Raw genomic sequence first — 23,287 nt, 5'->3', positions numbered from 1 at the left:
CAGAGGGGGAGGCCGTCGGGGCACCCGCGCCGTGGTGCCCCTCGAAGGTCGCGTCAGACCAGGAGGCCTCCGCAATGACCGCCCACCGCACTCCGCTCTCCGAGCTCGAAGCGGGCATCCCGTTCGAGCAGCGTCACATCGGGCCCGACCAGGAGGCGCGGGCCAAGATGCTCGCGCACATCGGCTACGGCTCCCTCGACGAGCTGACCGCCGCCGCGGTTCCGGATGTGATCAAGAACGCCGACGCCCTGGACCTGCCGGGAGCCCGCACCGAGGCCGAGGTGCTCGCCGAGCTGCGTTCGCTCGCGGACCGCAACCAGGTCCTCGGCTCCATGATCGGCCTCGGCTACCACGGCACCTTCACCCCGCCGGTCATCCTGCGCAACGTCATGGAGAACCCGGCGTGGTACACGGCCTACACGCCGTACCAGCCGGAGATCTCCCAGGGCCGGCTCGAGGCGCTGCTGAACTTCCAGACGACGGTCGCCGAGCTGACCGGCCTGCCCACCTCCGGCGCCTCCCTGCTGGACGAGGGCACGGCCGCCGCCGAGGCGATGGCTCTCTCCCGGCGCATGGGCAAGAACAAGAAGGGCCTGTTCCTGGTCGACGCGGACGCCCTGCCGCAGACCATCGCGGTGATCGAGACCCGTGCCGAGCCGACCGGTGTCGAGGTCGTCGTCGCCGACCTCAGCGACGGCATCCCGGCCGACGTCGCCGCGCGCGAGATCAACGGCGTGCTGATCCAGTACCCGGGCGCCTCCGGAGCCGTACGCGACATCAAGCCGGTCATCGACCACGCGCACGAGCTGGGCGCCCTGGTCACGGTCGCCGCAGACCTGCTCGCGCTGACCCTGATCACCCCGCCCGGCGAGCTGGGCGCGGACATCGCCGTCGGCACGACCCAGCGCTTCGGCGTGCCGATGGGCTTCGGCGGCCCGCACGCCGGCTACATGGCCGTGCACGAGAAGTTCGCCCGCAGCCTGCCCGGCCGGCTCGTCGGCGTCTCCGTCGACGCCGACGGGCACAAGGCCTACCGCCTCGCCCTGCAGACCCGCGAGCAGCACATCCGCCGCGAGAAGGCCACCAGCAACATCTGCACCGCGCAGGTGCTGCTCGCCGTGATGGCCGGCATGTACGCCGTCTACCACGGTCCGGACGGGCTGAGGACCATCGCCCGGCGCACCCACCGCTACGCGACGATCCTCGCCGAGGGCCTGAGGGCCGGCGGTGTCGAGATCGTCCACGGCGCCTACTTCGACACCGTCACCGCGCGCGTGCCCGGCAGGGCCGCCGAGGTCGTGGCCGCGGCCCGGGAGGGCGGGGTCAACCTGCGCCTGGTCGACGCCGACCACGTGTCGGCTGCCTGCGACGAGACCACCGGCCGGGCCCAGCTGGCCGCCGTCCTCGCCGCCTTCGGCGCCGAGACCGACATCGAGGCGCTGGACGCCGTCGCCGTGGACACCCTGCCCGGGGCACTGCTGCGCACCGGCGAGTTCCTGACCCACCCGGTCTTCCACGAGCACCGCTCCGAGACCGCGATGCTGCGCTACCTGCGCAAGCTGGCCGACCGCGACTACGCGCTCGACCGCGGCATGATCCCGCTGGGCTCCTGCACGATGAAGCTCAACGCCACGACCGAGATGGAGCCGGTCACCTGGCCCGAGTTCGGCCAGCTGCACCCGTTCGCGCCCGCCGAGCAGGCCGAGGGCTACCTCACGCTCATCCGCGAGCTGGAGGAACGTCTCGCCGAGGTCACCGGTTACGACAAGGTCTCGCTCCAGCCGAACGCCGGTTCGCAGGGCGAGCTGGCCGGCCTGCTCGCCGTGCGCGGCTACCACCGCGCCAACGGCGACGAGCAGCGCACGGTCTGCCTGATCCCGTCCTCCGCCCACGGCACCAACGCGGCCAGCGCCGTGATGGCCGGCATGAAGGTCGTCGTCGTCAAGACCGCCGAGGACGGCGAGATCGACGTCGAGGACCTGCGGGCGAAGATCGAGCAGCACCGCGACCAGCTGGCCGTGCTGATGATCACCTACCCGTCGACGCACGGTGTCTTCGAGGAGCACGTCGCCGACATCTGCGCCCAGGTGCACGAGGCGGGCGGCCAGGTGTACGTCGACGGCGCCAACCTCAACGCCCTGGTCGGTCTCGCCAAGCCGGGCCACTTCGGCGGCGACGTCTCCCACCTGAACCTGCACAAGACCTTCTGCATCCCGCACGGCGGCGGCGGTCCGGGTGTCGGCCCGGTGGCCGTCCGCGCGCACCTCGCGCCGCACCTGCCGAACCACCCGCTGCAGCCGGCGGCCGGCCCGGAGACGGGCGTGGGCCCGATCTCGGCGGCGCCGTGGGGCAGCGCGGGCATCCTGCCGATCTCGTGGGCGTACGTCCGCCTGATGGGCGGCGAGGGCCTGAAGCGGGCCACCCAGGTGGCCGTGCTCTCGGCGAACTACATCGCCAAGCGGCTGGAGCCGCACTACCCGGTCCTCTACACCGGTCCCGGCAGCCTGGTCGCGCACGAGTGCATCATCGACCTGCGTCCGCTGACCAAGGCGACCGGCGTGAGCGTGGACGACGTGGCCAAGCGCCTGATCGACTACGGCTTCCACGCGCCGACGATGTCCTTCCCGGTGGCCGGCACGCTGATGATCGAGCCGACCGAGTCGGAGGACCTCGGCGAGCTGGACCGTTTCTGCGATGCGATGATCGCCATCCGTGCGGAGATCGAGAAGGTCGGCTCGGGCGAGTGGCCCGCGGAGGACAACCCGCTGCGCGGCGCCCCGCACACCGCCGCCGCGCTGGGCGGCGAGTGGACGCACGCCTACAGCCGCGAGGAGGCCGTCTTCCCGGCCGGTGTCTCGGCCGCCGACAAGTACTGGCCGCCGGTGCGCCGCATCGACCAGGCTTTCGGTGACCGCAACCTCGTGTGCTCCTGCCCGCCGCTGGACGCCTACGAGGACTGAGCGAGCGCGTACGGCCCGAGGGCCCCGTCCTGTCCGGGCGGGGCCCTCGGGCCGTTCCCGGGTCGTCCCCGGCCGTCCGGCCGGTGCGGCGGGGGTGCGTGCCGGGCTTCGCGGCGCGGTCGCGACGTCGCGGGCACGGCCTAAGCAGTCGAGAGCGCGACCTCGGTCGACTTGACCAGGGCGACGACCTCGGACCCCACGAACAGGCCGAGGTCGCCGGCCGCGTCCTTCGTGATCACGGCGGTGAGTTCGCCGCCCTCCATGGAGACCTTGAGGACGGCCATCACCGCGCCGAGCACGAGATGGGTCACCGTGCCGCGCAGCCGGTTGCGGATCGACAGGCCGTCCACCGGCCCGGTGGCGACGGAGACCTCCGTCGACTTCACCAGGGCGTGCACCGGTGTGCCCGGGGCGAGGCCCAGTTGCTCGACGGCCTCCATGGTGATGGCCGCCGTGAGGTTCTGCCCGCCGGTCAGCCGGACCTCGACGGTGGCCATGACTTCGCCGCGGCGCACCTCCGTGACGGTACCGGGGAGCTGGTTGCGGATGCTGAGGGTCATGGCACCTCACCGTAGTGCGGAAGGGCGGTCAGGCCGGGTACGCGTGCGTCTGCGTCGCTTTGACCGTCGCCCAGACCGGTGCACCCGGATGCAGGCCGAGCTCGGCGGCGGCGACCGTGGTGAGGTCGGCCGCGAGGGCGAGTTCGCCGGTGAGCGCGGCGCGGATCCGGTCGCCGTGGGTCTCCAGGCCGGCGACCTCGCAGCGCCACAGGTTCCGGGCGCTGGCGCCCGTGGGGCGGTCCCGGAAGAGGGTCACGGCTGAGGGCGGGAACGCCACGAACACCGGCCCGGACAGCTCCTCCGTCGTCGTGATCGAGGGCCCGGGGTCCAGCCGTACCGTGTGCCGCTCGGCCCGGCCCCGGTAGAGGTTGAGCCCGACGAGCCGGGCGATGTAGTCGGTGCGAGGACGGCGGGCTATGTCGGAAGGGGCGCCTTCCTGGACGATCCGGCCGTGCTCGACGACGACCAGCCGGTCCGCCAGCACCATCGCGTCCAGCGGGTCGTGCGTGACGAGGACGGCCACCGCCTCGAACTCGGCCAGGTGACGGCGGAGCTGGGCGCGGACCTCCAGCCGGGTGCGGGCGTCCAGGGCCGCCAGGGGTTCGTCCAGGAGGAGCAGCCGGGGGCGGGTGGCCAGGGCGCGGGCGAGGGCGACGCGCTGGGCCTGGCCGCCGGAGAGGTGGCGCGGCCTGGCGGTCGCGTGGCCGGCCAGGCCCATGCGGTCCAGCCAGGCCGCGGCCTCGGCCCGGGCCCCGGCCTTGCCCGCGCCCCGGCAGCGCGGGCCGAAAGCGACGTTGTCCAGGGCGGACAGGTGCGGGAAGAGCAGGTAGTCCTGGAAGACGACGCCGACCGGTCGGGATTCCGGTGGCGTGTGCTCCAGCGGGGTGCCGTCCAGACGCAGATGGCCTTCGGTGAGCGGCGTGAGCCCCGCCAGGGCGCGCAGGGCGGTGGTCTTTCCGGCGCCGTTGGGGCCGAGCAGTGCCACGACGTCCCCCGGAGCGGCGGTCAGGGTGACGTCCAGGCGGAAGGCCGGGCGGTCGACGACCAGGTGGGCGTGCAGGCCGGTGTGCGGATGCGGGTGAGTGCCGGGGGGCCGGCCCGCGCCCGAAGCGGGTTTCCCACCCGCACCTCCCGTACCGGTTTCGTGGTCGGGTGCGGGCGGCCCCTGCGGGAGCTGAGCGCCGTCGCGGGCCCCGGGTGGTTCGGGTGGGGTGGTGGTGTCGGGCCCTGTGGGCCGTGAGTCGGTCATGATGTCGTCATCCAGCGGTCCCTGAGTCCGGCCAGCACCGCGATCGACACGGCCAGCAGCACCAGGCTGAGGGCGATCGCTGCGTCGGGATCGTTCTGCAGGGCCAGGTAGACCGCGAGCGGCATGGTCTGGGTGCGGCCGGGGAAGTTGCCCGCGAACGTGATCGTCGCGCCGAACTCGCCGAGCGCCCGTGCCCATGCCAGCACGGCGCCCGCCGCGACGCCCGGCGCGATCAGCGGCAGCGTGACCCTGCGGAACGCGGTGAAGCGGGACGCGCCGAGCGTCGCGGCCGCCTCCTCGTAGCGGGGGTCGGCGGCGCGCAGGGTGCCCTCGACGCTGATGACCAGGAACGGCATCGCGACGAACGCCTCCGCGATCACGACGCCGGCCGTGGTGAACGGCAGGGTGATCCCGAACCAGGCGTCGAGCCACTTGCCGATGACGCCGTTGCGGCCCAGGGCGAGGAGCAGGGCCACACCGCCGACGACCGGTGGGAGGACGAGGGGCAGCGTCACCAGGGCGCGTACGAGGCCACGGCCCGGGAACTCCGTGCGCGCCAGCAGCCAGGCCAGCGGCACGCCGAGGACGACGCTGACGGCGGTCGCCGCGGTAGCGCTGAGCAGGGACAGCCGGAGTGCCTGCCACACCTCGGCGCTGGTCAGCTGGTCCGGCAGGGTGCTCCAGGGCGTCCGCAGGAGCAGCGCGAGCAGGGGCAGCAGCAGGAACACCAGGGCCAGGATCCCCGGCAGCAGCAGCGGCAGCGGAACCCCGCGCCGGCCCCCCGCGCCGGCGCGGCCGCGCCGCGGCCGGCCCGTGTGGGGGCCGGTCGCGGCGCCGGGCCTGTCGAGCGGGGTCACGGCTTGAGGAACCCGGCCCCGGTCAGCACCTTCCGGCCCTCGGCGGACCGCACGAGGGCGATGAAGGCCTTGGCGGTCCGGGCGTTCCGCGCGTTCTTCAGCAGGGCGATCGGGTAGTCGTTGATCGCCTTGGCCGACTCGGGGAACTCCACGCCCTCCACCTTGTCACCCGCGGCCTTCACATCGGTCTTGTAGACCACCGCGGCGTCGGCCTCCTTCAGCTCCACCTTCGTCAGGGCGCCCTTGACGTCCTGTTCGTAGGAGACCGGGGTGAGCTCGATGCCGCTCGCGTCCAGGGCCTTCTGGGCGGCGGCGCCGCACGGCACGGTCTTGTCGCACAGGACGACCTTCAGACCGGACTTGTCGAGGTCCTTCAGGGAGGCGACCTTGTGCGGGTTGCCCGGCAGGATCGCGATCTCCAGCTGGTTGCGGACGAAGGTGGCCGGCGCGCCGGCCGCTTCCTCCTTGTCCGTCACGAGGGCCATCGTCTTGGGGCTGGCGGCGGCGAAGACGTCCGCCGGGGCTCCGCCGGTGATGCTCGCGGCGAGGGAGTCGCTGCCGCCGAAGCTGAAGCTGACCTTGGTGCCGGGGTGTTGCTTCTCGAACTGCTTGCCCAGAGCCGTGAAGCTCTCCTTCAGGGAGGCGGCCGCGAACACCGTGACGGTGCCGGACAGCTTCGGCGAGCCCGACGCGTCCGACGTGCCGGAGGAGTCCTCGGAGCCGGACGAGGTGGAGCAGGCGCCGAGCGCCATGACGGCGGCGGCTCCCGCACCGGCCAGCCGCAGTATCCGCCGGGTCCGGCGCACGGAACGGGTCATCGGATGTACTCCTCGGGGTTCGGTCGAACGACGGTCGCGCCCTGACGGCCGGGCAACGGCCGTGCGCTGACGATTCTGCCGCATCTGCCAGGCTGAAGTCTCCTGTCGCATCGCATGAGCGGCTAACTCGTGATGTATGGCTGGCATGTGCGTTTGCACGGCGCTCATGGGCGGGTACGGTCCTGCCGGAGGTGGTCGACGGTGACGCTCGCGGAACTCGCCCTGACCGGCGACCTGGTACGGCCCGCCCGGCTGACCGTGCCCGAGTTGCTGCGCCGGCCGCAGCACCGGGCGGACGTCAGCTTCGAGTGCGCCACCAGCGGCATCCGCCGCCACCGGTTCACCGGTCCGCGCCTGTACGACGTCCTCGCCGACGCCGGCCCCACCTTCGACCCCGCCCGCCGCAAGGACCGGCTCCGCTTCCTCATCGTGGTCACCGGCACGGACGGTCACCGCGCACTGCTGTCCTGGGCCGAGATCGACCCGGACTTCGCCGCCGCGCCCGTCCTGCTGGCGGTCAGCATCGACGGCACCCCGCTATACCCGGCGGGGTGCCAGCTGGTGCTTCCCCAGGACCGGTGCGGGGCCCGGCACATCAGCGGGATCACCGCGATCCGGGTGGACGGGAGCTGCCGCCCGGGGCCGGCGGACGCGGCCGGCGGCCGGCGGGGTTCAGCGGCGGCCGCGCCCGGCCAGGTGCCGGCGCCTGCTCCGTGAGCCGCTGCCGTGCGGGCGGACCGGGTCAGACACGGTCGATGTGCACGTTGGTGGACTTCACGCGCGCGGTGGCCTCCATGCCGACCTCGAGGCCCAGTTCCTCGACGGCTTCCCGGGTCAGCAGCGACACCAGCCGGTGCGGGCCGGCCTGGATCTCCACCTGCGCGGCGACGTCGCCCAGCTTGATCGCGGTGACGATACCGGGGAAGGCGTTGCGGACCGAGGTGTAGGAGGCGTCGTCCTCGCCGCCGCCCGCCCTGGCCAGTTCGACCGAGAACGCGGCGAGGTCCCTGCCGTCGACGAGACGGCGTCCGGCCTCGTCACGGTGGGTGGCCACCCGCCCCGCGTCGGCCCACCGGCGGGCGGTGTCCGGGCTGACGCCGAGCAGCCGTGCGGCCTGGCCGATCGTGTAGGACTGCATGCCGGTCACGATAGGGCCAGGATCCGGCGACCACGGACCTGGGGCCGGTGTGTCAGCCCGTGTGTACGCGTGGCCGGCGGTTCCGGTCCGGTTCCGCCTCGCGCAGCACCTCGCGCGTGACGGGGGCGACCTCGCCCTGGCCGAAGAGGAAGAAGCGCAGGAAGTTTGCGAACGGGTTGCCCTCGGTCCACTCGAAGTAGATGTGCGGGGTGCACCCGGTGGTGTCCCGGACGTGGAGGAGGAGCGCGGCGAGGGCGTTCGGGATGGAGGCCGACTCCAGGGTCAGCACCCGGTAGCGGCCGTGCAGGACCTCGCCGCGCACGGTCAGGCCCGCCTCGAACTCGGAGGGATCGGTGACCGTGACCTCGACGAAGACGAAGTCCTCCTGCTCGGGCATCTCGTTGTCGGCCCGGATCTGCTCGATCTTGTCGCGGTACTCGGCCTTGTCGCGGTGGCCGGGTTCGTTGGCGATGAACCGCATCCTGCGGCTGGCCATGTCCCTGACGAACCGTTCCGCCATCGGGTCGAGCGCCACGCTGGTCACGCGCAGCTCGAAGGCACGGGCCAGCCGGGACAGCAGGGAGACCAGGATGATGCCCGCGATGAAACAGGCACCGATCTTCACGCCGTCCGGGCGCTCGATGACGTTCACGACGGTCGTGTACAGGAACACCGCGGCTATCACGCCGAACGCGATGGTCCAGCCGCGCTGACCGGCCTTGCGCGCGGCGATGGTCACCGCGATGGCGGCCGAGCTGATCAGCACCAGCACACCGGTGGCGTAGGCCCCGCCCTGCTTGTCGACGTTGGCGTCGAAGATCCAGGTCACCAGGAAGGCGACCAGCGTGAAGACGAGGACCATGGGGCGCACCGCGCGTGCCCAGTGGGGGGCCATGCCGTAGCGGGGCAGGTACCGGGGCATCAGGTTCAGCAGACCGGCCATGGCGGAGGCGCCGGCGAACCACAGGATGGCGATGGTCGAGATGTCGTAGACCGTGCCGAAGGCACCGCCGAGGTACTGGTGCGCGAGGTAGGCGAGCGCCCGGCCGTTGGCCTTGCCGCCCGCCTTGAACTCGTTCTCCGGGATCAGCAGCGTGGTGATGAAGCTCGTTGCGATCAGGAAGCAGCTCATGACCAGCGCGGCCGTGGTCAGGAGCTTCTTCGTGTCCCGGATACGGCCGGCCGGCCGCTCCTCCGTGTCGCCGGCGTCGCCGCGCACGTGGGGCATGACGGCGACGCCGGTCTCGAAGCCGGACAGGCCGAGGGCCAGCTTCGGGAAGACGATCAGGGCCACGCCGACCATGACGAAGACGTTGCCGTGTTCGGCGGTCAGGGCGTTCGCCCAGTCGGTGACCACGTACTCGGCGGTGAGGACGTGCCACACCCCGACGATCACGACCACGAGGTTGAGCGCGAGGTAGACGCCGACCAGGGCGACCGCGACGCCGATCGCCTCCAGGAAGCCCTTCATGAACACCGCGCCGAGCAGGGCCACCAGGAACAGCGTGATCACCATCTGGTGACCCTGCAGAGCGCTTGTGAGGTGGGGGTTCTCCACCAGGTGGGTGGAGGCGTCGGCCGCCGAGAGCGTGATGGTGATCAGGAAGTCGGTGGCCGCGAAGCCCAGCAGTGTGAGCACGAACAGCTTGCCCTGCCAGAACGACAGCAGCCGTTCCAGCATCGCGATGGAGCCCTCGCCGCGCGGGCTCTCCTCGGAGACCCGGCGGTACACCGGCAGGGCGCCGGCCAGGGTCACGATGACGAGCACGATGGTGGCGACGGGCGAGAGCAGACCGGCCGCCAGGGCCGCGATGCCGGGCTGGTAGCCGAGGGTCGAGAAGTAGTCGACGCCGGTCAGGCACATCACCCGCCACCAGCGCTGGCCCCGGTGCGGGGGTTCCGGCTCGGCGTGCGGTCCCGTGTGGCCACCGCCCTTGCCCATGTCGGACAGCCCCTCCAGCATCCAGGCCCGCAGGCGACTGGGAGGGTGCTCGGTCGTGGCCATCGGCGTGCTCCTGAAGTGTGGCTCCGCTGTTCTACGGCCATCACGCGGACGGCGGCACCAGCGTATGCAGAGAGTGACGCCCGGGCCCGTGCATCCGGGATCCGTGGGCATCAATCCTGCGTTAAGAATGACCCCGGCGCGGGTCCGGCGCATCGAGAAGACGAGGCCGGAAGGCGGTCGGTGGGTGGCCGGGCCCGCCGGCGGGGCCGGTGCGGCGACGGCCACCGAGCGTCATGACCCGTGACGCCCGAGGGGCGCGGGACGATCGTCCCGGCCCCAGGGCCGCTCACTCCAGCCCCGAGACCCGGAACGCGCCCAGAGCGGCCTCGCGGTCGAGGCGGTGGGCGAGGCGGTGCAGGGCCACCGCCCCGCACCGCAGGGTGCCTGCCGCCTCGGCGGCGCGGGCCCCCTCGTCCAGCCGGTACCAGAGGGCGGGGTTGCGGACCAGGACCTCGGGGTCGATCTCCACCCGGTTGCCGAGGGCGTCCCGCAGGACCAACCGCCGTGCCACGCCCTCGACCGGGCGTGCCGCGATCAGCAGATCGGTGCGGACCCGGCGCGTGCGCAGCAGACGGCGGGTGGCCAGCCAGCCCGTACCGGCCGACACCCGTGCCGGTACCAGGACGAGGAGGAGCAGCGAGGCCAGCAGGAGCCACAGCGCACCACGCCGCCAGTCGAGGGAGCCGGCCGCGCCGTCGACGAACAGCAGCAGCCCGAACAGCGCGGCGGAACAGCGGACCGACCTGCGCACGTCCGTGGCCCAGTCCCGGTCGTGCACCGCGCCCGGGCCGGCGGACCCGCGCGGCCCTTCGGTCCGGGGGCGAGTGTCACCGAGCTGCTCCATGAGTTCGACGGTAGACCGTCGCGGGCCGGGCGCGGCCCTTCTCGCCCGTACCTTGACGCCGCTCTGACGGCCCGCGGCGGCGAGCCGCTGTCACAACCCCCGTGTGTCCATGCGCAGATGCCAGGTGTTGCGCCGGTGGACGGCCAGCAGCTGGGATTCCAGCGGGGACGGGGGCACCGCCAGCACCGGGCAGACGGCGTGTGCCAGGCAGTGCCGCGACACCCGGCCGGAGAAGGCCCGTTGCAGACCGCGCCGTCCCGCGCCCACGACCAGGACGTCGTTCTCCCGGTCCGCGGTGGCCACCAGCGCCGCGCCCGCGGTGCCGCGGACGACGACGGGATGCATCGGCACACCGGGGTCCTCCGTTCCGAAGATCTCCTCCAGCACCGACGCCAGCCGCTGCCTGGCCAGCCGTTGCCACTCCTCGACCAGGAGACCGGCGGCGGGCGAGCGCCGCGCCGCGGGGTCGCCGCCCGGTGGTTCCCAGGCCAGCACCGGCCACAGCTCCGCCCCCAGCCGGCGGGCCAGCGCGGTGGCCCGGCGCAGGGCCGTCACACTGCCCAGGGAGCCGCTCACACCGACCACCACACGAGCGGTCGCCGAGGCGTCGTAACCGGACATGGTTCCACCGTTCGATCCGCACGGGGAGGCCGCCGGGCGGTTCCCGCGGACGTGCCCGCGTGCGAGGCCCTTGCTTCCTTCCATCCCACCCCCGCGACGGCGATACGACCAGCCGGGCGGTGTTCCCGGGCCCTTCTCCGGGCACCCGGTGCCGGCGGGCGGATTCACCGACCGAGTCATCGGTATGTACGTCACGGAGGGCCGGGCGGCCTTCGACTGGTTCGACTACGCGCCCACGAGCCCCGAGGACCCCGTCGAGACGCTGCGCCGACGGCCGGCCACGGTCGGTGGCCGACCCCCCGGGGACACGGGTCGGGGCCGGTACGCACCGGGTGCGTGCGGCCGGCCCCTCAGGTCGCTCGTGCTCCGCTCAGGCGGCGGTCATCACCTGGTCCGCACCGGGCGGGCGGTGCGGGGCGATGATCCGGCCGTCGGGCAGCAGCTCACCGGTGTCCTCGAAGAGCAGGACGCCGTTGCACAGCAGACTCCACCCCTGTTCCGGATGGTGCGCCACGAGACGGGCGGACTCCCGGTCGGCGGACTCGGCTGGCGGGCACGGTGGCTGGTGCTGGCACATGGGCGGGATCTCTCGCTCTGTCGTGGTCATGGTGGTCCCCCGTAGTGATGAGTCGGTCCCCCGTGGCGATGAGCCGGTCGAAACCCAGTGTTGCCCTCCGGGCGTCGATCCGCAGGGATTTCGCAGCACCGCTTCTCACTGGTTGAGGACGCGTCACCCGCACGGACGGTTCAGCCCAACTGCACTGTCCCTTCGGGTGGTTCGCAGTGGTCACAAAGGGCTAGTCCGGCCGGCGCCCCGTACGGAGGGGAACCGGCACCCCGTGCCGGTACAGCAGTACCCCGCTTCCCTTCCGGGTGGCGGGGTACGCGGACCCCGTTCAGGCGGGAGAGCCGAGCAGGCGGACGGGAGTCGCCCGATGGGTCAGAACCGGGAGCAACTCGGCCACCTGGTAGGGCCGGTGTGCCGAGATGCCGGGCGGCGCCGGAGCCAGCGGCACGAGCAGATCCGTGGCGGCCGGGTGGCCCTCGGCGCCGTCACGGGTGTGGTCGCCGTGCAGCCACAGGGTGAGCATGTACAGACCGGGCACGGACAACAACCTTGCCTGGTACGGCTGTTGCAGCGCCTCGGCCTGTTGCAGCGCGCGTTCGGTGGACGCGACGTACGGGCCCTCGAAGAAGTGCGAGAAGGCCCAGCCGTCGGGGGTGAGCATGGTCTCCGCCGCGGCCACCGCCCGGTCGCCGCAGCGGATCAGGAAGCGCCAGCCCGCCAGCCGTGTCGCGGACAGACCCTGTGCGGTGATCCGGTCCAGCACATGGACGGGCAGCGGCAGCTCGGGCGTTGCCGGACCCTGCGCGGCGCGCAGGGAGGGGGTAGGGGCCTCACGGACCGCGGTGGGGGAACCGAGGGCGGTGAGGACGGAGCGCAGGGCGGGCGCGGGTGCGGGGGACACGTGCAGCGGCATGTGGGTCGCCTCTCAGTGACAGGCGCGGCGGCGCGAGGAGGGTGGGGCGGACGACGCTGTCTGCTCACAGAAGGCCTGAGGGGTGGGGGCCCGGTCGGTGAACAACGGTGTGCGACTCGGCCTGCCGCCCGACATGGTGACGGCAGGAACACGGCAGGAACCAGAACCGAGGGCGCCAACCTTCTGCCTTGTGGACGAAGTTTATATGACGCATGTTCGGCAGTTGTTTCGTCTATCCCGTCCGGGTAAGTCGCGCAAGGCGCTATTGGGCCGTCGATTTGCGGAACTCATCCCGGTTTCCGCACCCACCTCGTGCCGGTGACCTGGCCATACGCGTCGGTAGCGGTCGGCCTAATGTCATCGGCGTTTTTCACGAGGCGTTCGGGGGCACTCGAAGGAGCACATTGCGGCATGCCCCGTGAATGTGCCGCGGGGAACATCCGACAGACTAGCGGGCGCCAGGCCCGTGCGGGACGTTATCGATCGCTTCGGCTGGGCATCATCCCACCTGACCCGGGAGCCCGGCGGCCGGATCGTCGGCCCGCCCAATCGAGGAGGGACACTTCGATGGGGGAGAAGGTCGTGGCAGGGCAGTTCGACCTGTCCGATCGCCAGCGCTACCGCGAAAAGCTCCAAGAGTGCCTGACGGGACTGGAGCGACTGCTGGTCGAGAAGCGATTCGACCGCCCCAGGAACCTCATGGGGGTGGAGATCGAGTTGAATCTCGCGGGGTCGGACGGTATGCCGAAAATGTTGAACGGGCAGGTGCTGGAACGCATCGCGAGCCGTGATTTCCAAACAGAGCTCGCCATGTTCAACCTTGAAGTCAACATCGCCCCGCACCGATTGGGCGGCCGGGTATTCGACCGGCTCGCCGAGGAGTTGCGCACCTCGCTCGCGTACGCCGACCGGAAGGCCGGTGAGGTGGACGCGGGCATCGTCATGATCGGCATCCTGCCCACGCTCGGCCGGGACGACCTGGTCTCCTCCAACCTCTCCGAGGTCGACCGCTACACCCTGCTCAACGACCAGATCGTGGCCGCGCGCGGCGAGGACTTCCGGCTCGACATCGATGGCGTGGAGCACCTCACCTGCACGTCCAAGTCGATCGTCCCCGAGGCCGCGTGCACCTCGGTGCAGCTGCACCTGCAGGTCACCCCGGCCCGGTTCGCCGACGTGTGGAACGCCGCGCAGGTGGCGTCCGCCGCGCAGATCGCCGTCGGCGCCAACTCTCCGTTCCTCTTCGGCCACGAGCTGTGGCGCGAGTCCCGGCCGCCGCTGTTCCTGCAGTCCACGGACACGCGGCCGCCCGAGCTGCAGGCACAGGGGGTGCGGCCGCGAACCTGGTTCGGCGAGCGGTGGGTGTCCTCCGCCTACGACCTGTTCGAGGAGAACCTGCGCTACTTCCCGGCTCTCCTGCCGCTCTGCGACGACGAGGACCCGTTGGCGGTCCTGGACGCCGGCGGCACCCCCAAGCTCGCCGAACTGGTCCTGCACAACGGCACGATCTACCGCTGGAACCGGCCGGTCTACGGCATCGCGGACGGCGTCCCGCACCTCAGGGTGGAGAACCGGGTGCTGCCGGCCGGACCGACCATCACCGACGTGATCGCCAACGCGGCCTTCTACTACGGCCTGGTGCGCTCCCTCGCCGAGGAGTCCCGGCCCGTGTGGACCCGGCTGCCGTTCGCCGCGGCCGAGGCCAACTTCGACGCGGCCTGCAGGTACGGGATCGACGCGCGCTTCGTGTGGCCCCGGCGGGGACGGTACGGCGGCACGGGCGAGGTCGACGCGGTGACCCTGGTCCGCGACGAGCTGCTGCCGCTGGCCGCCGCCGGACTGGACGCGTGGGGCGTCGAGGCCGCCGACCGGGACCTCTACCTCGGTGTCATCGAGGAGCGCTGCCGGCGGCGGGTCAACGGCGCGTCCTGGCAGGCGGCCACCTTCCACCGGGCACGGGAGCAGGGCCTCGGCCGTGAGGCGGCCCTGGCGGCGACGACCCGGCGCTACGCCGAGCTGATGCACGTCGGCGAGCCGGTGCACACCTGGCCGGTGGGGCTGCCGGAAGCGGTGCCCCTGGGCTGAGCACCCCGGACCGGTGTGCGGCACCGGCACGGACTTCTGCGATCCTTGCGGGGCGTAGGGGGCCGTGGGTCCGTGCGGCGGCTTGAGGCAGGGGTGCAGGTGGAAGCTGGGTCGGTGGACGGGTCCGGGGCCGGGGAGGGCTACCCGCGGCGGCGGATGCTGCGGGACGAGACGGTCCTGGTCCTCGCGCTCTCGCTGGGCGCGAGCGGAGTCTCCGCGCTGATCAGCTTCATCGGCTCGGTCACCAAGCCGGGCGGCCTCAAGGACCAGGCGGCGACCCTGAACGCCTCGGCCGCGCCCGGCCGGCCGTGGCTGGACCTCGCCTGGCAGCTGTTCGGCATCGCCAGCGCGCTGGTCCCGGTGGCCCTCGTCGCCCACCTGCTGCTGCGCGAGGGTGGGAGCCTGCGCACCCTCGGCTTCGACCGCAGCCGCCCGTGGCCCGACCTCGGCCGCGGAGCGGGCGTGGCAGCGGTGATCGGCAGCACCGGCATCGCCTTCTACCTGGCCGCCCGCGGCCTCGGCTTCAACCTCACCGTCGTGCCCGAGGCACTGCCGGACGTCTGGTGGAAGTACCCGGTGCTGGTTCTGTCCGCCCTGCAGAACGCGATCCTCGAAGAGGTCATCGTGGTCGGCTACCTGCTGCGCAGGCTGGGCCAGTTGGGCTGGACCCCGGGGACCGCGCTGGTCGCCAGCGCGGTCCTGCGCGGCTCCTACCACCTCTACCAGGGCGTCGGCGGCTTCCTCGGCAACATGGTCATGGGCGTGGTGTTCGTGTACCTCTACCGCCGCTGGGGACGGGTCGGGCCGCTGGTCGTCGCGCACTCCCTGCTCGACATCGGCGCGTTCGTCGGATACGCCCTCCTCGCCGGCAAGGTGGGCTGGCTGCCGACGGCCTGACGGCCGCCGGCGGGCCGTCGGCACCTGCCGTCCGATCAGGCGGGCGCCCGGCGGACACGCCGCGGGAGCGTGTGCCGGGCGCGCCCGTGCGGGCTCCGCAGGACGGGTTCAGGCGCGCAGCTCGCCCTCGATGACCGTGACCGCGTGGCCGGAGAGCAGGGTGCGCTCGCCGCGCAGGCCGGTGCGGACGAGTCCGGTGCGCCGGGAGGCCTGCAGTCCCGTGAGGTCGTCGCGGCCGAGCCGGGAGGCCCAGTAGGGGGCGAGCGCGGTGTGGGCGCTGCCGGTGACCGCGTCCTCGTCGATGCCGAGGTTCGGGAAGAAGCAGCGGGAGACGAAGTCGTGGCCGAGGGCGGGGTCCTCGGCCCGGGCGGTGGCGATGATGCCGCGGGAGGAGTAGGCGCCGAGGGCCTTGAGGTCGGGGGAGAGGGCGAGGACCGTCTTCTCGTCGGCCAGCTCCACCAGCAGGTCGCCGACGTCCGGGCCGGTGTCGAAGACGGCGGCCGGTTCCGCGCCCAGCGCCTCGGCGACCCCGGCCGGCACCTCCACCGGGGTGAGCGGGGCGGTCGGGAAGTCCAGGGTGATCGAGCCGTCCGCGGCGGGCGTGGCGATCAGCACGCCGCTGCGGGTGGCGAATCGCACCGCGCCCTCGTGGGCGCCGGTGCTGTGCAGGACGTGGGCCGTGGCGAGCGTCGCGTGCCCGCACATCGCGACCTCGGCGACCGGTGTGAACCAGCGCAGCGCCCAGTCGGCCTCGCCGCCGGCGGGCAGCCGGTGCGCGAACGCGGTCTCGGCGTGGTTGACCTCCATGGCGACGTTCTGGAGCCAGTCGTCGTCCGGGAAGACGTCGTCGAGGAGCAGGACCCCGGCCGGGTTGCCGGCGAAGGGACGGTCGGTGAAGGCGTCCACGATTCGAATGCGCATGGGGCCGACGCTAGTGGTTCGGCCGGCTCCCGGAACAAGGCCAATTCACGAGTGCCGGACTGATTCGCGCCCGCTGCGCGCGCGGGCCCGCGCCCACGGTGCGAGCTGTGCGGCACCGAAGGACACCTCCACGGCGAGGAAGGGCCACAGCACCGCCGGCCCGTCGTGGGCCAGCGCGTAGGCCTGCCAGAGGGAGAACAGGACGCGCGCGGTGCCGTCGAGGAGACCGTGCAGCGGCAGCGGCCGTACGACGCGCAGGAGGGCCCAGACCACCACGACCGAGCCCATGAGGTTGGCGTAGAGGGTCTGCATGGGGGTGAGCGCGGGCATCGTGCCGAGCCCGAGCGCGTCGCCCCCGGCGGACAGGAGACGGTGCACCAGCGCGTACGTCCAGGGCGTCGCGAAGCCCGCCGTGACGATCAGGTCGTACCAGCCGCTGGTGCGGACGAGGCGCAGGTAGGCGGGGGCTGCAGGGGTCATCGGGGCTCCTCGGGCAGGGGGCCGGGCAGGGGTGCCGCGGCGCCGGCCACGCTAGACAGCGGAGTACGCTCCAAGGTCAAGTCGACCGGGCGGCGGGGGAGTCATGCGCATCGGAGAACTGGCCGCGCTGAGCGGGGTGTCCAAGGACACGCTGCGGTTCTACGAGAAGATCGGCCTGATCGAGGGCGACCGGCTGGCCAACGGCTACCGCGACTTCCGGCCGGAGACGGTGACCTGGCTGCACTACGTCCGCACCGCGCAGACGCTCGGCTTCACCCTGGCCGAGATCGCCCGGCACGGCGCGGAACTGCGGGACGCCCCGGACAGCGCCGAGGCCCTGTCCGCGCTGCTCGAGGACAAGATCCGGATGATCGACGAGCGCATGGCCGCACTGGCGGAACTGCGCTCCGACCTCGCCGCCCGCGTCGGCACCGGCTGCCCCTTCCGGCCGGCCGACGCGACCCGCTGAGCCGGTCCACACCCTCTGCCCCCGCGCCGGGCATTGCCACGCGACAGGTTCCGATATATCGTTGAGGCATCGCGACCGATACGCGATGCAGACGTGACTGATCATCGATGGAATGGAGTGATCGTGATGCGCACGCACGGTTTCGAGCGTGGACACCGGCACGAGGGCCCCGGCCGGCGCGGCGCGGGGGGATTCGACGGCCGCCGGGCCGCCTTCGGGCCCTTCGGGCCGGGCGGGCCGGGCTTCGGTCCCGGCGGACCCGGCTTCGGCCCCGGGCCCTGGGGGCCGCGAGGGCGTGGCGGTCCCAGGGGGCGGGCCCGGCGGGGCGACGTGCGTGCGTCGATCCTGGCCCTGCTCAAGGACCGGCCCATGCACGGCTACGAGATGATCCAGGAGATCGCCGAACGCAGCGGCGGCGCGTGGAAGCCGAGCCCCGGCTCGGTCTACCCGACGCTGCAGATGCTGGAGGACGAGGGCCTGATCGCCAGCCAGAGCGAGGGCGGCAAGAAGCTCTTCGCCCTCACCGAGAGCGGCCGCACCACCGCCGAGGAGGGTCCGGACGCCCCCTGGGAGGAGGCCTCGCGCGGGGTCGACTGGGAGGCCCTCGGCGAGATCCGGCAGGCGGGCGTCGGCCTGATGGAGGCCTTCGGCCAGGTCTGGAGGACCGGCAGCAAGGAACAGCGGGAGAAGGCGCTGGCCGTCGTCAACGACGCCCGCAAGAAGCTGTACCTCATCCTCGCCGACGAGCACTGAGCCCGGCCGATGTGCGAGTCCGGCCGGGGTCTCATCCTCAGGGAGGAGACCCCGGCCGGTGATGTCCACTCCGTGCGGGACGCGAAGATGGTTCCCACCGTGGATGACCCGGGCCGCTGTGGCTGATGGGGTGGGCGGTGTGCACCCCCGTACAGCCCGCCGGACCGTCCACGACGATGCGGCCGCCCACACGGACGACGATGCCGGGCTCTGTGCCGAGCTGGCAGCGGTGGTCGCCGGTGCCCGCCGCCGGGTCGTGCGCGACGGGGACCGGCAGATCGACACCGCCCACCTGCTGCACTCCCTCCTGGAGCACGACCCGGAGGTGCGCGCGGCCGTCGGCGGCCCGGCGCGGCTGGTCCGGCTGCTCGGCTATCTCGTACAGCGCAGCATCGGCTACGGACTGCGCTGGCAGGGCAGCGTGGAGGACTCCGGGGCGCTGAGCGGCGTACCCGCTCCAGCCGCCCCGGCCGATCACGCCCCTCCCGCGGCTCCTCGCGCGCACCGCGGCGCGCGGCCCGGCGAATGCTGGTCCCCGGCCGCGGCCGTCGCGCTGGCGCGGGCCCGCGAGCGCGCCCGGCGGCGCGGCGAGACCCGCGCCACCGGCACTGACCTGTTCGCCGCCCTCGTCGCGGACCCGCGGTCCCGTGCGGCCGAGGTCCTCGGGCGTGCCGGCATCCCCGCCCAGGACCTCCATGCCCGGATCGGCACCGGCACCGGCACCGGGGAGCCGGCCGGCGACGGCCGGCCGGACCGGTGACGAACCGGCCGTCCACCAGCTGAGACAGGTGTCAAGGGGGGTGACGCTCCTGTCGGCGCCTGCCATCATGTGCCGGTGGAAACGTCTGAGAGCAGTCAGGGCGGCCGGGGCAAGGGCGCCGGACTCGGTCTCGCGCTCGTCTCGGCCCTGGCCTTCGGCGGGTCGGGAGTCGCCGCGAAGCCGTTGATCGAGGCGGGACTGGACCCGCTGCACGTGGTGTGGCTGCGCGTGGCCGGCGCCGCCGTGGTGATGCTGCCGCTCGCCGTACGGCACCGGGCCCTGGTACGCGGCCGTCCCGCCCTGCTCGCCGGGTTCGGGCTGCTCGCGGTCGCCGGCGTGCAGGCCTGCTACTTCGCCGCGATCTCCCGGATCCCGGTCGGTGTGGCACTGCTCGTCGAGTACCTGGCGCCCGCCCTCGTCCTCGGCTGGGTGCGCTTCGTGCAGCGTCGGCCGGTGACGCGCGCCGCCGCGCTCGGCGTGGTCCTCGCGGCGGGTGGCCTCGCCTGTGTGGTGGAGGTCTGGTCGGGACTGGGGTTCGACGCCCTGGGCCTGCTGCTCGCGCTCGCCGCCGCCTGTTGCCAGGTCGGCTACTTCGTCCTGTCCGACCAGCGCGGCGAGGCAGGCGGACGAGCACCGGACCCGCTCGGCGTCATCGCCTGGGGCCTGCTCGTCGGTGCCGTCGTCCTGACCGCCGTCGCACGGCCGTGGGGCATGGACTGGTCTGCGCTGTCCCGGACCGCGGACATGAACGGGACACCGGTGCCGGCCGCCGCCCTGCTGGCCTGGATCGTACTGATCGCCACGGTGCTCGCGTACATCACCGGCGTGCTGTCGGTGCGCCGGCTGTCCCCGCAGGTCGCGGGGGTCGTCGCCTGCCTGGAGGCGGTGATCGCGACCGTGCTGGCGTGGGTCCTGCTCGGTGAGCACCTGTCCGTGCCGCAGGTCGTCGGAGGCGCGGTCGTCCTGGTCGGCGCGTTCATCGCCCAGTCCTCGGCGCCCGCCAAGGGCTCACCGGAGCCGGTGGCGTCGGGCGGCGCGGAACGCGAGTTGTCGGCCCGCGGCACCGGTGCCTAGGGTGGTGCCCATGCCGTCGAACGCACTCGTCCTCTCGCCGCCCACCGCCTGAGGCGGGCCCCGGACAGCCGCCCCGCGCATCCGCGCCGGGCCTGACGGTGCTGCCCGCAGACGAAGTCCGCGCGTCCCGCCGAGGCGGGGCGCCCCCGAACTTCCGCACCGTCGTGTGCGCTCCTGCGGAGACGATCCCTTGCCGAACGATGCCTCCCGCCTGCCCGTCGGGCGCGGCCTGCTGTACCTGATCATCACCGGTGCCGCCTGGGGCACCGTCGGGGCCGCCGCCTCGCTCGTCTACCGGACCAGCGACATGGGCGCCTTCGGCCTGTCCTTCTGGCGCTGCGCGCTGGGGCTGCTCCTGCTGCTGGCCGGCCGCCGGCTGCGCCCGCGCGGGCGCCCGGCCGCGGCCGGACCGCTGCGCCGCCGGATCGGCCGGGCCCTGGCGACCGGCCTCGGCCTCGCCCTGTTCCAGACCGCGTACTTCGCGGCCGTGGAGTCGACCGGGCTCGCCGTGGCCACCGTCGTCACCCTCGGCGCGGGGCCCGTGCTCATCGCGCTCGGCGCCCGGCTGCTGCTCGGCGAACGGCTGGGCGCCGGCGGCGTCCTCGCCGTGGCCGGGGCACTCGCCGGCCTGGGCGTGCTGACCCTCGGCGGCACGGCCGCGACGGTCCGGCCGGCCGGTGTGCTGCTCGCGCTCGCGTCGGCCGCCGGCTACTCGGTCATGACCCTGCTCACCCGCTGGTGGGGCCGGGACGGCGGCGCGGACGCCGCCGGCACCACCGTGTGGTCCTTCGCCGTCACCGGCCTGTGCCTGCTGCCGTTCGCTCTGCAGGAGGGGCTGCTGCCGCACACCGCCCACCCGGCGCGGCTGCTGTGGCTCCTGGTGTACATCGCCGCCGTGCCGACGGCCCTGGCGTACGCTCTCTACTTCGCCGGAGCCGCCGTCGTCCGGTCCGCCACGGTCTCCGTGATCATGCTGCTGGAACCGGTGACGGCGGCCGTGCTCGCGGTCGCCCTGCTCGGCGAGCGGCTCACCGCGGCCACCACCGCCGGCACCCTGCTCCTGCTCGGCGCGGTCGTGGGCCTCGCCGTGGGCGAGGCACGCGGGGCCGGCCGCCGGGGGCCCGTCCCGGCCTGAGCGCCGGATCGGCCGCAGGGCGGACCGGTCCCGGCCCGACCGGTCCGCCCTACCGCGCCGCGAGGTAGTCCGGGAGCTCGATGCCCGGCGTCAGGTCGGGGTTGGCGACCGGGGCGTCGTAGCCCTTGCGCAGCGGGAGCACCCCGGCCCAGTGCGGCAGCGACAGGTCCTCCGGTTCGTCGTTGGCCCCACCCGTGCGGACCTTGGCCGACACCTCGCGCAGATCCAGTCGGATCACCGCGGTCGCGGCCAGCTCCTTCCTGTTCGCGGGCCGGGAGTCCGCGGCGCGGCCCGGCACGACGTGGTCCACCAGCGCGTCCAGGGCCAGGCGCCGCTCCTCGGGGTCGGTGACCTCGTGTGCGACGCCGTGCACCACGACCGAGCGGTAGTTGATCGAGTGGTGGAACGCCGACCGGGCCAGCACCAGCCCGTCGACATGGGTGACGGTCAGGCACACCGGCAGGCCCGGGTCGGCCTGACCGGTCATCCGCAGGGGGCGCGAGCCGGTGGACCCGTGGACGTAGAGCCGCTCGCCGACCCGGCCGTACAGCGTCGGCAGCACGACCGGGGCGCCGTCGCGGACGAAGCCGAGATGGCAGACGTACCCCTCGTCGAGTATCGAGTGCACCAGTTCCCTGTCGTACGACGCCCGGTCCGCGGAGCGCGTGGGCACCGTCCGGTCGGTCGGCGTGTACGCGGCGGTCTGCGTTTCCCCGGTGGTGCCCTGCATGAACGTCCCCTCCATGGCGACCCGTATTGCACTAGTGCATAATAGACTTTGTGCTAGGAGAATATCGGATCGAAGGGCGTGGCGCAGCCGAGATCGCGGCCGAGGTGGAGCGCGCGGTCGGGGCGGGCGAGCTGGAGCCGGGACAGTCGCTGCCCCCGATGCGGGAGCTGGCCGCTCACCTGGGCGTGAACCCGAACACGGTCGCGGCCGCCTACCGCACGCTGCGCGAACGCGGGGTCATCGAAACGGCCGGCCGTCGCGGCAGCCGCGTGCGGCCCAAGCCGGCCACGACCGGCCGCGAACAGCTGCGCGTGGAAGTGCCGCCCGGCGGTCGCGACCTGGCCGACGGCAATCCCGACCCGGCCCTGCTGCCCCGTCTCGCCCCGGCCTTCGCCGCCGCGGCCGGGCTCGGCGACCGCGAGCCCGTCCTCTACGGCGACGACCCGCTGGACGCGGACCTCGTCCGCATCGCCCGGGCCGAACTCGACGCCGACGGCGTCCCGGCGGGGCCGCCCGCCGTGACGTCCGGCTCCCTCGACGCGATCGAACGCGTCCTCGCCGCCCACCTCAGACCGGGCGACGCGGTCGCCGTGGAGGACCCCGGCTGGGGCAGCCTCCTCGACCTGGTCCCCGCCCTGGGGCTGCGCACGGCACCCGTCGGCGTGGACGACGACGGGCCGCGCGTCGACGACCTGCGCCGGGCCCTCGGATCCGGAGCCCGCGCCCTCGTCGTCACCGCCCGCGCGCAGAACCCCACCGGCGCCTCGGTGACGGCCACGCGCGCGCGAGCCCTGCGTGCGGTACTCCGGGGCCACCCGCACACGCTGCTCATCGAGGACGACCACGGCCACGGCATCGTCGACCTGCCGCTGCACACGCTCGCCGGAGCCACCCGGCACTGGGCCTTCGTCCGCTCCGCCGCCAAGGCCTACGGCCCCGACCTGCGCCTCGCCGTCCTCACCGGGGACACCGTGACCATCGACCGGGTGCGTGGCCGCCAGCGCCTCGGCCCGGGCTGGGTGAGCCTGCTGGTGCAGCGGGCCGTGGCCCGGCTGTGGGCGGACGGCGCGGTGGACCGGGCGGCGGTGGCACGGTCGTACCGGGTCCGCCGGGACGGGCTGGTGGACGCCTTGGCAGAGCGGGGCGTCGTCGCCCACGGCCGCAGCGGGATGAACGTCTGGGTACCGGTCCCGGACGAGACCGGTGCGGTGGCGCGGCTGCTGCAGGCGGGCTGGGCGGTGGCCCCGGGTGCCCGGTTCCGCATCGACTCCCCGCCGGGCATCCGCCTCACGGTCTCGACGCTCACGGCGCGGGACATCGACCCCCTGGCGGAAGCGGTCGCCGCGGCGGTACGGCCGTCACCGGGGCGTTCCTACGCCTGAGGGCGCACGAACGGCGGCCCCGCGCTCAGCGCGCCGAGCCGCCGCGGACGGTTCCCCGGGAGCCTTCG

23 protein-coding genes are annotated in these 23,287 nt (G+C 73.3%); 10 read left to right on the top strand and 13 right to left on the bottom strand.

The window, feature by feature from the left end:
* Window positions 1-74 precede the first annotated feature (74 nt).
* Window positions 75-2,960 carry an aminomethyl-transferring glycine dehydrogenase gene (gene gcvP / locus IE177_RS11280; protein WP_190015064.1) on the top strand — a complete coding sequence of 962 codons (2,886 nt, stop codon included), beginning with the start codon at window positions 75-77 and terminating at the stop codon, window positions 2,958-2,960.
* A 140-nt stretch (window positions 2,961-3,100) separates the two neighbouring features.
* On the opposite strand, the gene IE177_RS11275 is transcribed toward gcvP, so the two are convergent.
* The 4 genes from IE177_RS11275 to modA are packed head-to-tail and all read right to left on the bottom strand — an operon-like array spanning window position 3,101 to window position 6,444.
* Window positions 3,101-3,520: a TOBE domain-containing protein gene (locus tag IE177_RS11275; RefSeq protein ID WP_190015063.1), complete on the bottom strand. Its 420-nt coding sequence runs from the start codon at window positions 3,518-3,520 to the stop codon at window positions 3,101-3,103.
* A gap of 28 nt (window positions 3,521-3,548) precedes the next feature.
* The gene (locus tag IE177_RS11270; RefSeq protein WP_229815993.1) at window positions 3,549-4,769 is read right to left on the bottom strand and encodes an ABC transporter ATP-binding protein; all 1,221 of its coding nucleotides are present in this window, start codon (window positions 4,767-4,769) and stop codon (window positions 3,549-3,551) included.
* On the bottom strand, window positions 4,766-5,626 hold the full coding sequence (locus IE177_RS11265) for an ABC transporter permease (RefSeq protein WP_190015062.1): 861 nt from the start codon (window positions 5,624-5,626) through the stop codon (window positions 4,766-4,768). The genes IE177_RS11270 and IE177_RS11265 overlap by 4 nt, the downstream gene beginning before the upstream one ends.
* On the bottom strand, window positions 5,623-6,444 hold the full coding sequence (modA, locus tag IE177_RS11260) for a molybdate ABC transporter substrate-binding protein (protein WP_190015061.1): 822 nt from the start codon (window positions 6,442-6,444) through the stop codon (window positions 5,623-5,625). Before modA ends, IE177_RS11265 begins: the two co-directional genes overlap by 4 nt.
* A gap of 201 nt (window positions 6,445-6,645) precedes the next feature.
* Here modA and IE177_RS11255 point away from each other — a divergent pair, with 201 nt between their 5' ends.
* Complete coding sequence (locus tag IE177_RS11255) at window positions 6,646-7,161, top strand: molybdopterin-dependent oxidoreductase (RefSeq protein WP_229815992.1); 516 nt, start codon at window positions 6,646-6,648, stop codon at window positions 7,159-7,161.
* Between the two features lie 25 nt (window positions 7,162-7,186).
* Here IE177_RS11255 and IE177_RS11250 read toward each other — a convergent pair whose 3' ends face one another.
* The 6 genes from IE177_RS11250 to IE177_RS11225 all read right to left on the bottom strand — a co-directional run bounded on the left by IE177_RS11250 (window position 7,187) and on the right by IE177_RS11225 (window position 12,533).
* Window positions 7,187-7,582: a TOBE domain-containing protein gene (locus IE177_RS11250; RefSeq protein WP_190015060.1), complete on the bottom strand. Its 396-nt coding sequence runs from the start codon at window positions 7,580-7,582 to the stop codon at window positions 7,187-7,189.
* Window positions 7,583-7,634: 52 nt separating this feature from the next.
* A complete protein-coding gene (locus tag IE177_RS11245; protein WP_190015059.1) occupies window positions 7,635-9,587 on the bottom strand; it encodes an APC family permease in 1,953 nt (650 codons plus the stop codon).
* A gap of 286 nt (window positions 9,588-9,873) precedes the next feature.
* Window positions 9,874-10,431 carry a hypothetical protein gene (locus IE177_RS11240; protein WP_229815991.1) on the bottom strand — a complete coding sequence of 186 codons (558 nt, stop codon included), beginning with the start codon at window positions 10,429-10,431 and terminating at the stop codon, window positions 9,874-9,876.
* Between the two features lie 90 nt (window positions 10,432-10,521).
* A complete protein-coding gene (locus tag IE177_RS11235) occupies window positions 10,522-11,052 on the bottom strand; it encodes a universal stress protein (protein WP_190015058.1) in 531 nt (176 codons plus the stop codon).
* 370 nt (window positions 11,053-11,422) lie between these two features.
* Window positions 11,423-11,629 carry a DUF5999 family protein gene (locus IE177_RS11230; protein WP_190015129.1) on the bottom strand — a complete coding sequence of 69 codons (207 nt, stop codon included), beginning with the start codon at window positions 11,627-11,629 and terminating at the stop codon, window positions 11,423-11,425.
* Window positions 11,630-11,948: 319 nt separating this feature from the next.
* Complete coding sequence (locus IE177_RS11225) at window positions 11,949-12,533, bottom strand: hypothetical protein (protein WP_190015057.1); 585 nt, start codon at window positions 12,531-12,533, stop codon at window positions 11,949-11,951.
* A 567-nt stretch (window positions 12,534-13,100) separates the two neighbouring features.
* Here IE177_RS11225 and IE177_RS11220 point away from each other — a divergent pair.
* Both IE177_RS11220 and IE177_RS11215 read left to right on the top strand, forming a co-directional pair.
* Complete coding sequence (locus IE177_RS11220; RefSeq protein ID WP_190015056.1) at window positions 13,101-14,618, top strand: glutamate-cysteine ligase family protein; 1,518 nt, start codon at window positions 13,101-13,103, stop codon at window positions 14,616-14,618.
* Window positions 14,619-14,711: 93 nt separating this feature from the next.
* The gene (locus IE177_RS11215) at window positions 14,712-15,515 is read left to right on the top strand and encodes a CPBP family intramembrane glutamic endopeptidase (protein ID WP_190015055.1); all 804 of its coding nucleotides are present in this window, start codon (window positions 14,712-14,714) and stop codon (window positions 15,513-15,515) included.
* A gap of 108 nt (window positions 15,516-15,623) precedes the next feature.
* On the opposite strand, the gene IE177_RS11210 is transcribed toward IE177_RS11215, so the two are convergent.
* Window positions 15,624-16,436, bottom strand: coding sequence for a PhzF family phenazine biosynthesis protein (locus IE177_RS11210; protein ID WP_190015054.1), 813 nt, complete (start codon window positions 16,434-16,436; stop codon window positions 15,624-15,626).
* A gap of 45 nt (window positions 16,437-16,481) precedes the next feature.
* The gene (locus tag IE177_RS11205; protein WP_190015053.1) at window positions 16,482-16,916 is read right to left on the bottom strand and encodes a hypothetical protein; all 435 of its coding nucleotides are present in this window, start codon (window positions 16,914-16,916) and stop codon (window positions 16,482-16,484) included.
* Window positions 16,917-17,019: 103 nt separating this feature from the next.
* Between IE177_RS11205 and IE177_RS11200 the strand changes: the two genes are divergently transcribed.
* From IE177_RS11200 to IE177_RS11180, 5 genes are all read left to right on the top strand, one after another.
* Complete coding sequence (locus IE177_RS11200; protein ID WP_190015052.1) at window positions 17,020-17,385, top strand: MerR family transcriptional regulator; 366 nt, start codon at window positions 17,020-17,022, stop codon at window positions 17,383-17,385.
* 126 nt (window positions 17,386-17,511) lie between these two features.
* The gene (locus IE177_RS11195; RefSeq protein WP_190015051.1) at window positions 17,512-18,138 is read left to right on the top strand and encodes a PadR family transcriptional regulator; all 627 of its coding nucleotides are present in this window, start codon (window positions 17,512-17,514) and stop codon (window positions 18,136-18,138) included.
* A 139-nt stretch (window positions 18,139-18,277) separates the two neighbouring features.
* The gene (locus IE177_RS11190; protein ID WP_373305062.1) at window positions 18,278-18,898 is read left to right on the top strand and encodes a Clp protease N-terminal domain-containing protein; all 621 of its coding nucleotides are present in this window, start codon (window positions 18,278-18,280) and stop codon (window positions 18,896-18,898) included.
* Between the two features lie 69 nt (window positions 18,899-18,967).
* Window positions 18,968-19,972 (top strand): EamA family transporter, encoded by a 1,005-nt coding sequence (locus IE177_RS11185; RefSeq protein ID WP_190015050.1) that lies wholly within the window; start codon window positions 18,968-18,970, stop codon window positions 19,970-19,972.
* Window positions 19,973-20,162: 190 nt separating this feature from the next.
* Complete coding sequence (locus IE177_RS11180) at window positions 20,163-21,107, top strand: DMT family transporter (protein ID WP_190015049.1); 945 nt, start codon at window positions 20,163-20,165, stop codon at window positions 21,105-21,107.
* Window positions 21,108-21,156: 49 nt separating this feature from the next.
* On the opposite strand, the gene IE177_RS11175 is transcribed toward IE177_RS11180, so the two are convergent.
* On the bottom strand, window positions 21,157-21,837 hold the full coding sequence (locus IE177_RS11175) for a pyridoxamine 5'-phosphate oxidase family protein (protein WP_190015048.1): 681 nt from the start codon (window positions 21,835-21,837) through the stop codon (window positions 21,157-21,159).
* A gap of 50 nt (window positions 21,838-21,887) precedes the next feature.
* Here IE177_RS11175 and IE177_RS11170 point away from each other — a divergent pair, with 50 nt between their 5' ends.
* Window positions 21,888-23,219: an aminotransferase class I/II-fold pyridoxal phosphate-dependent enzyme gene (locus tag IE177_RS11170; RefSeq protein WP_190015047.1), complete on the top strand. Its 1,332-nt coding sequence runs from the start codon at window positions 21,888-21,890 to the stop codon at window positions 23,217-23,219.
* Window positions 23,220-23,287 lie beyond the last annotated feature (68 nt).

Origin of the sequence: Streptomyces lucensis JCM 4490 (genome assembly GCF_014650035.1) — a bacterium.
Classification (GTDB): Bacteria; Actinomycetota; Actinomycetes; order Streptomycetales; family Streptomycetaceae; genus Streptomyces; species Streptomyces lucensis.
This window is presented reverse-complemented; position numbering and strand designations above follow the sequence as displayed.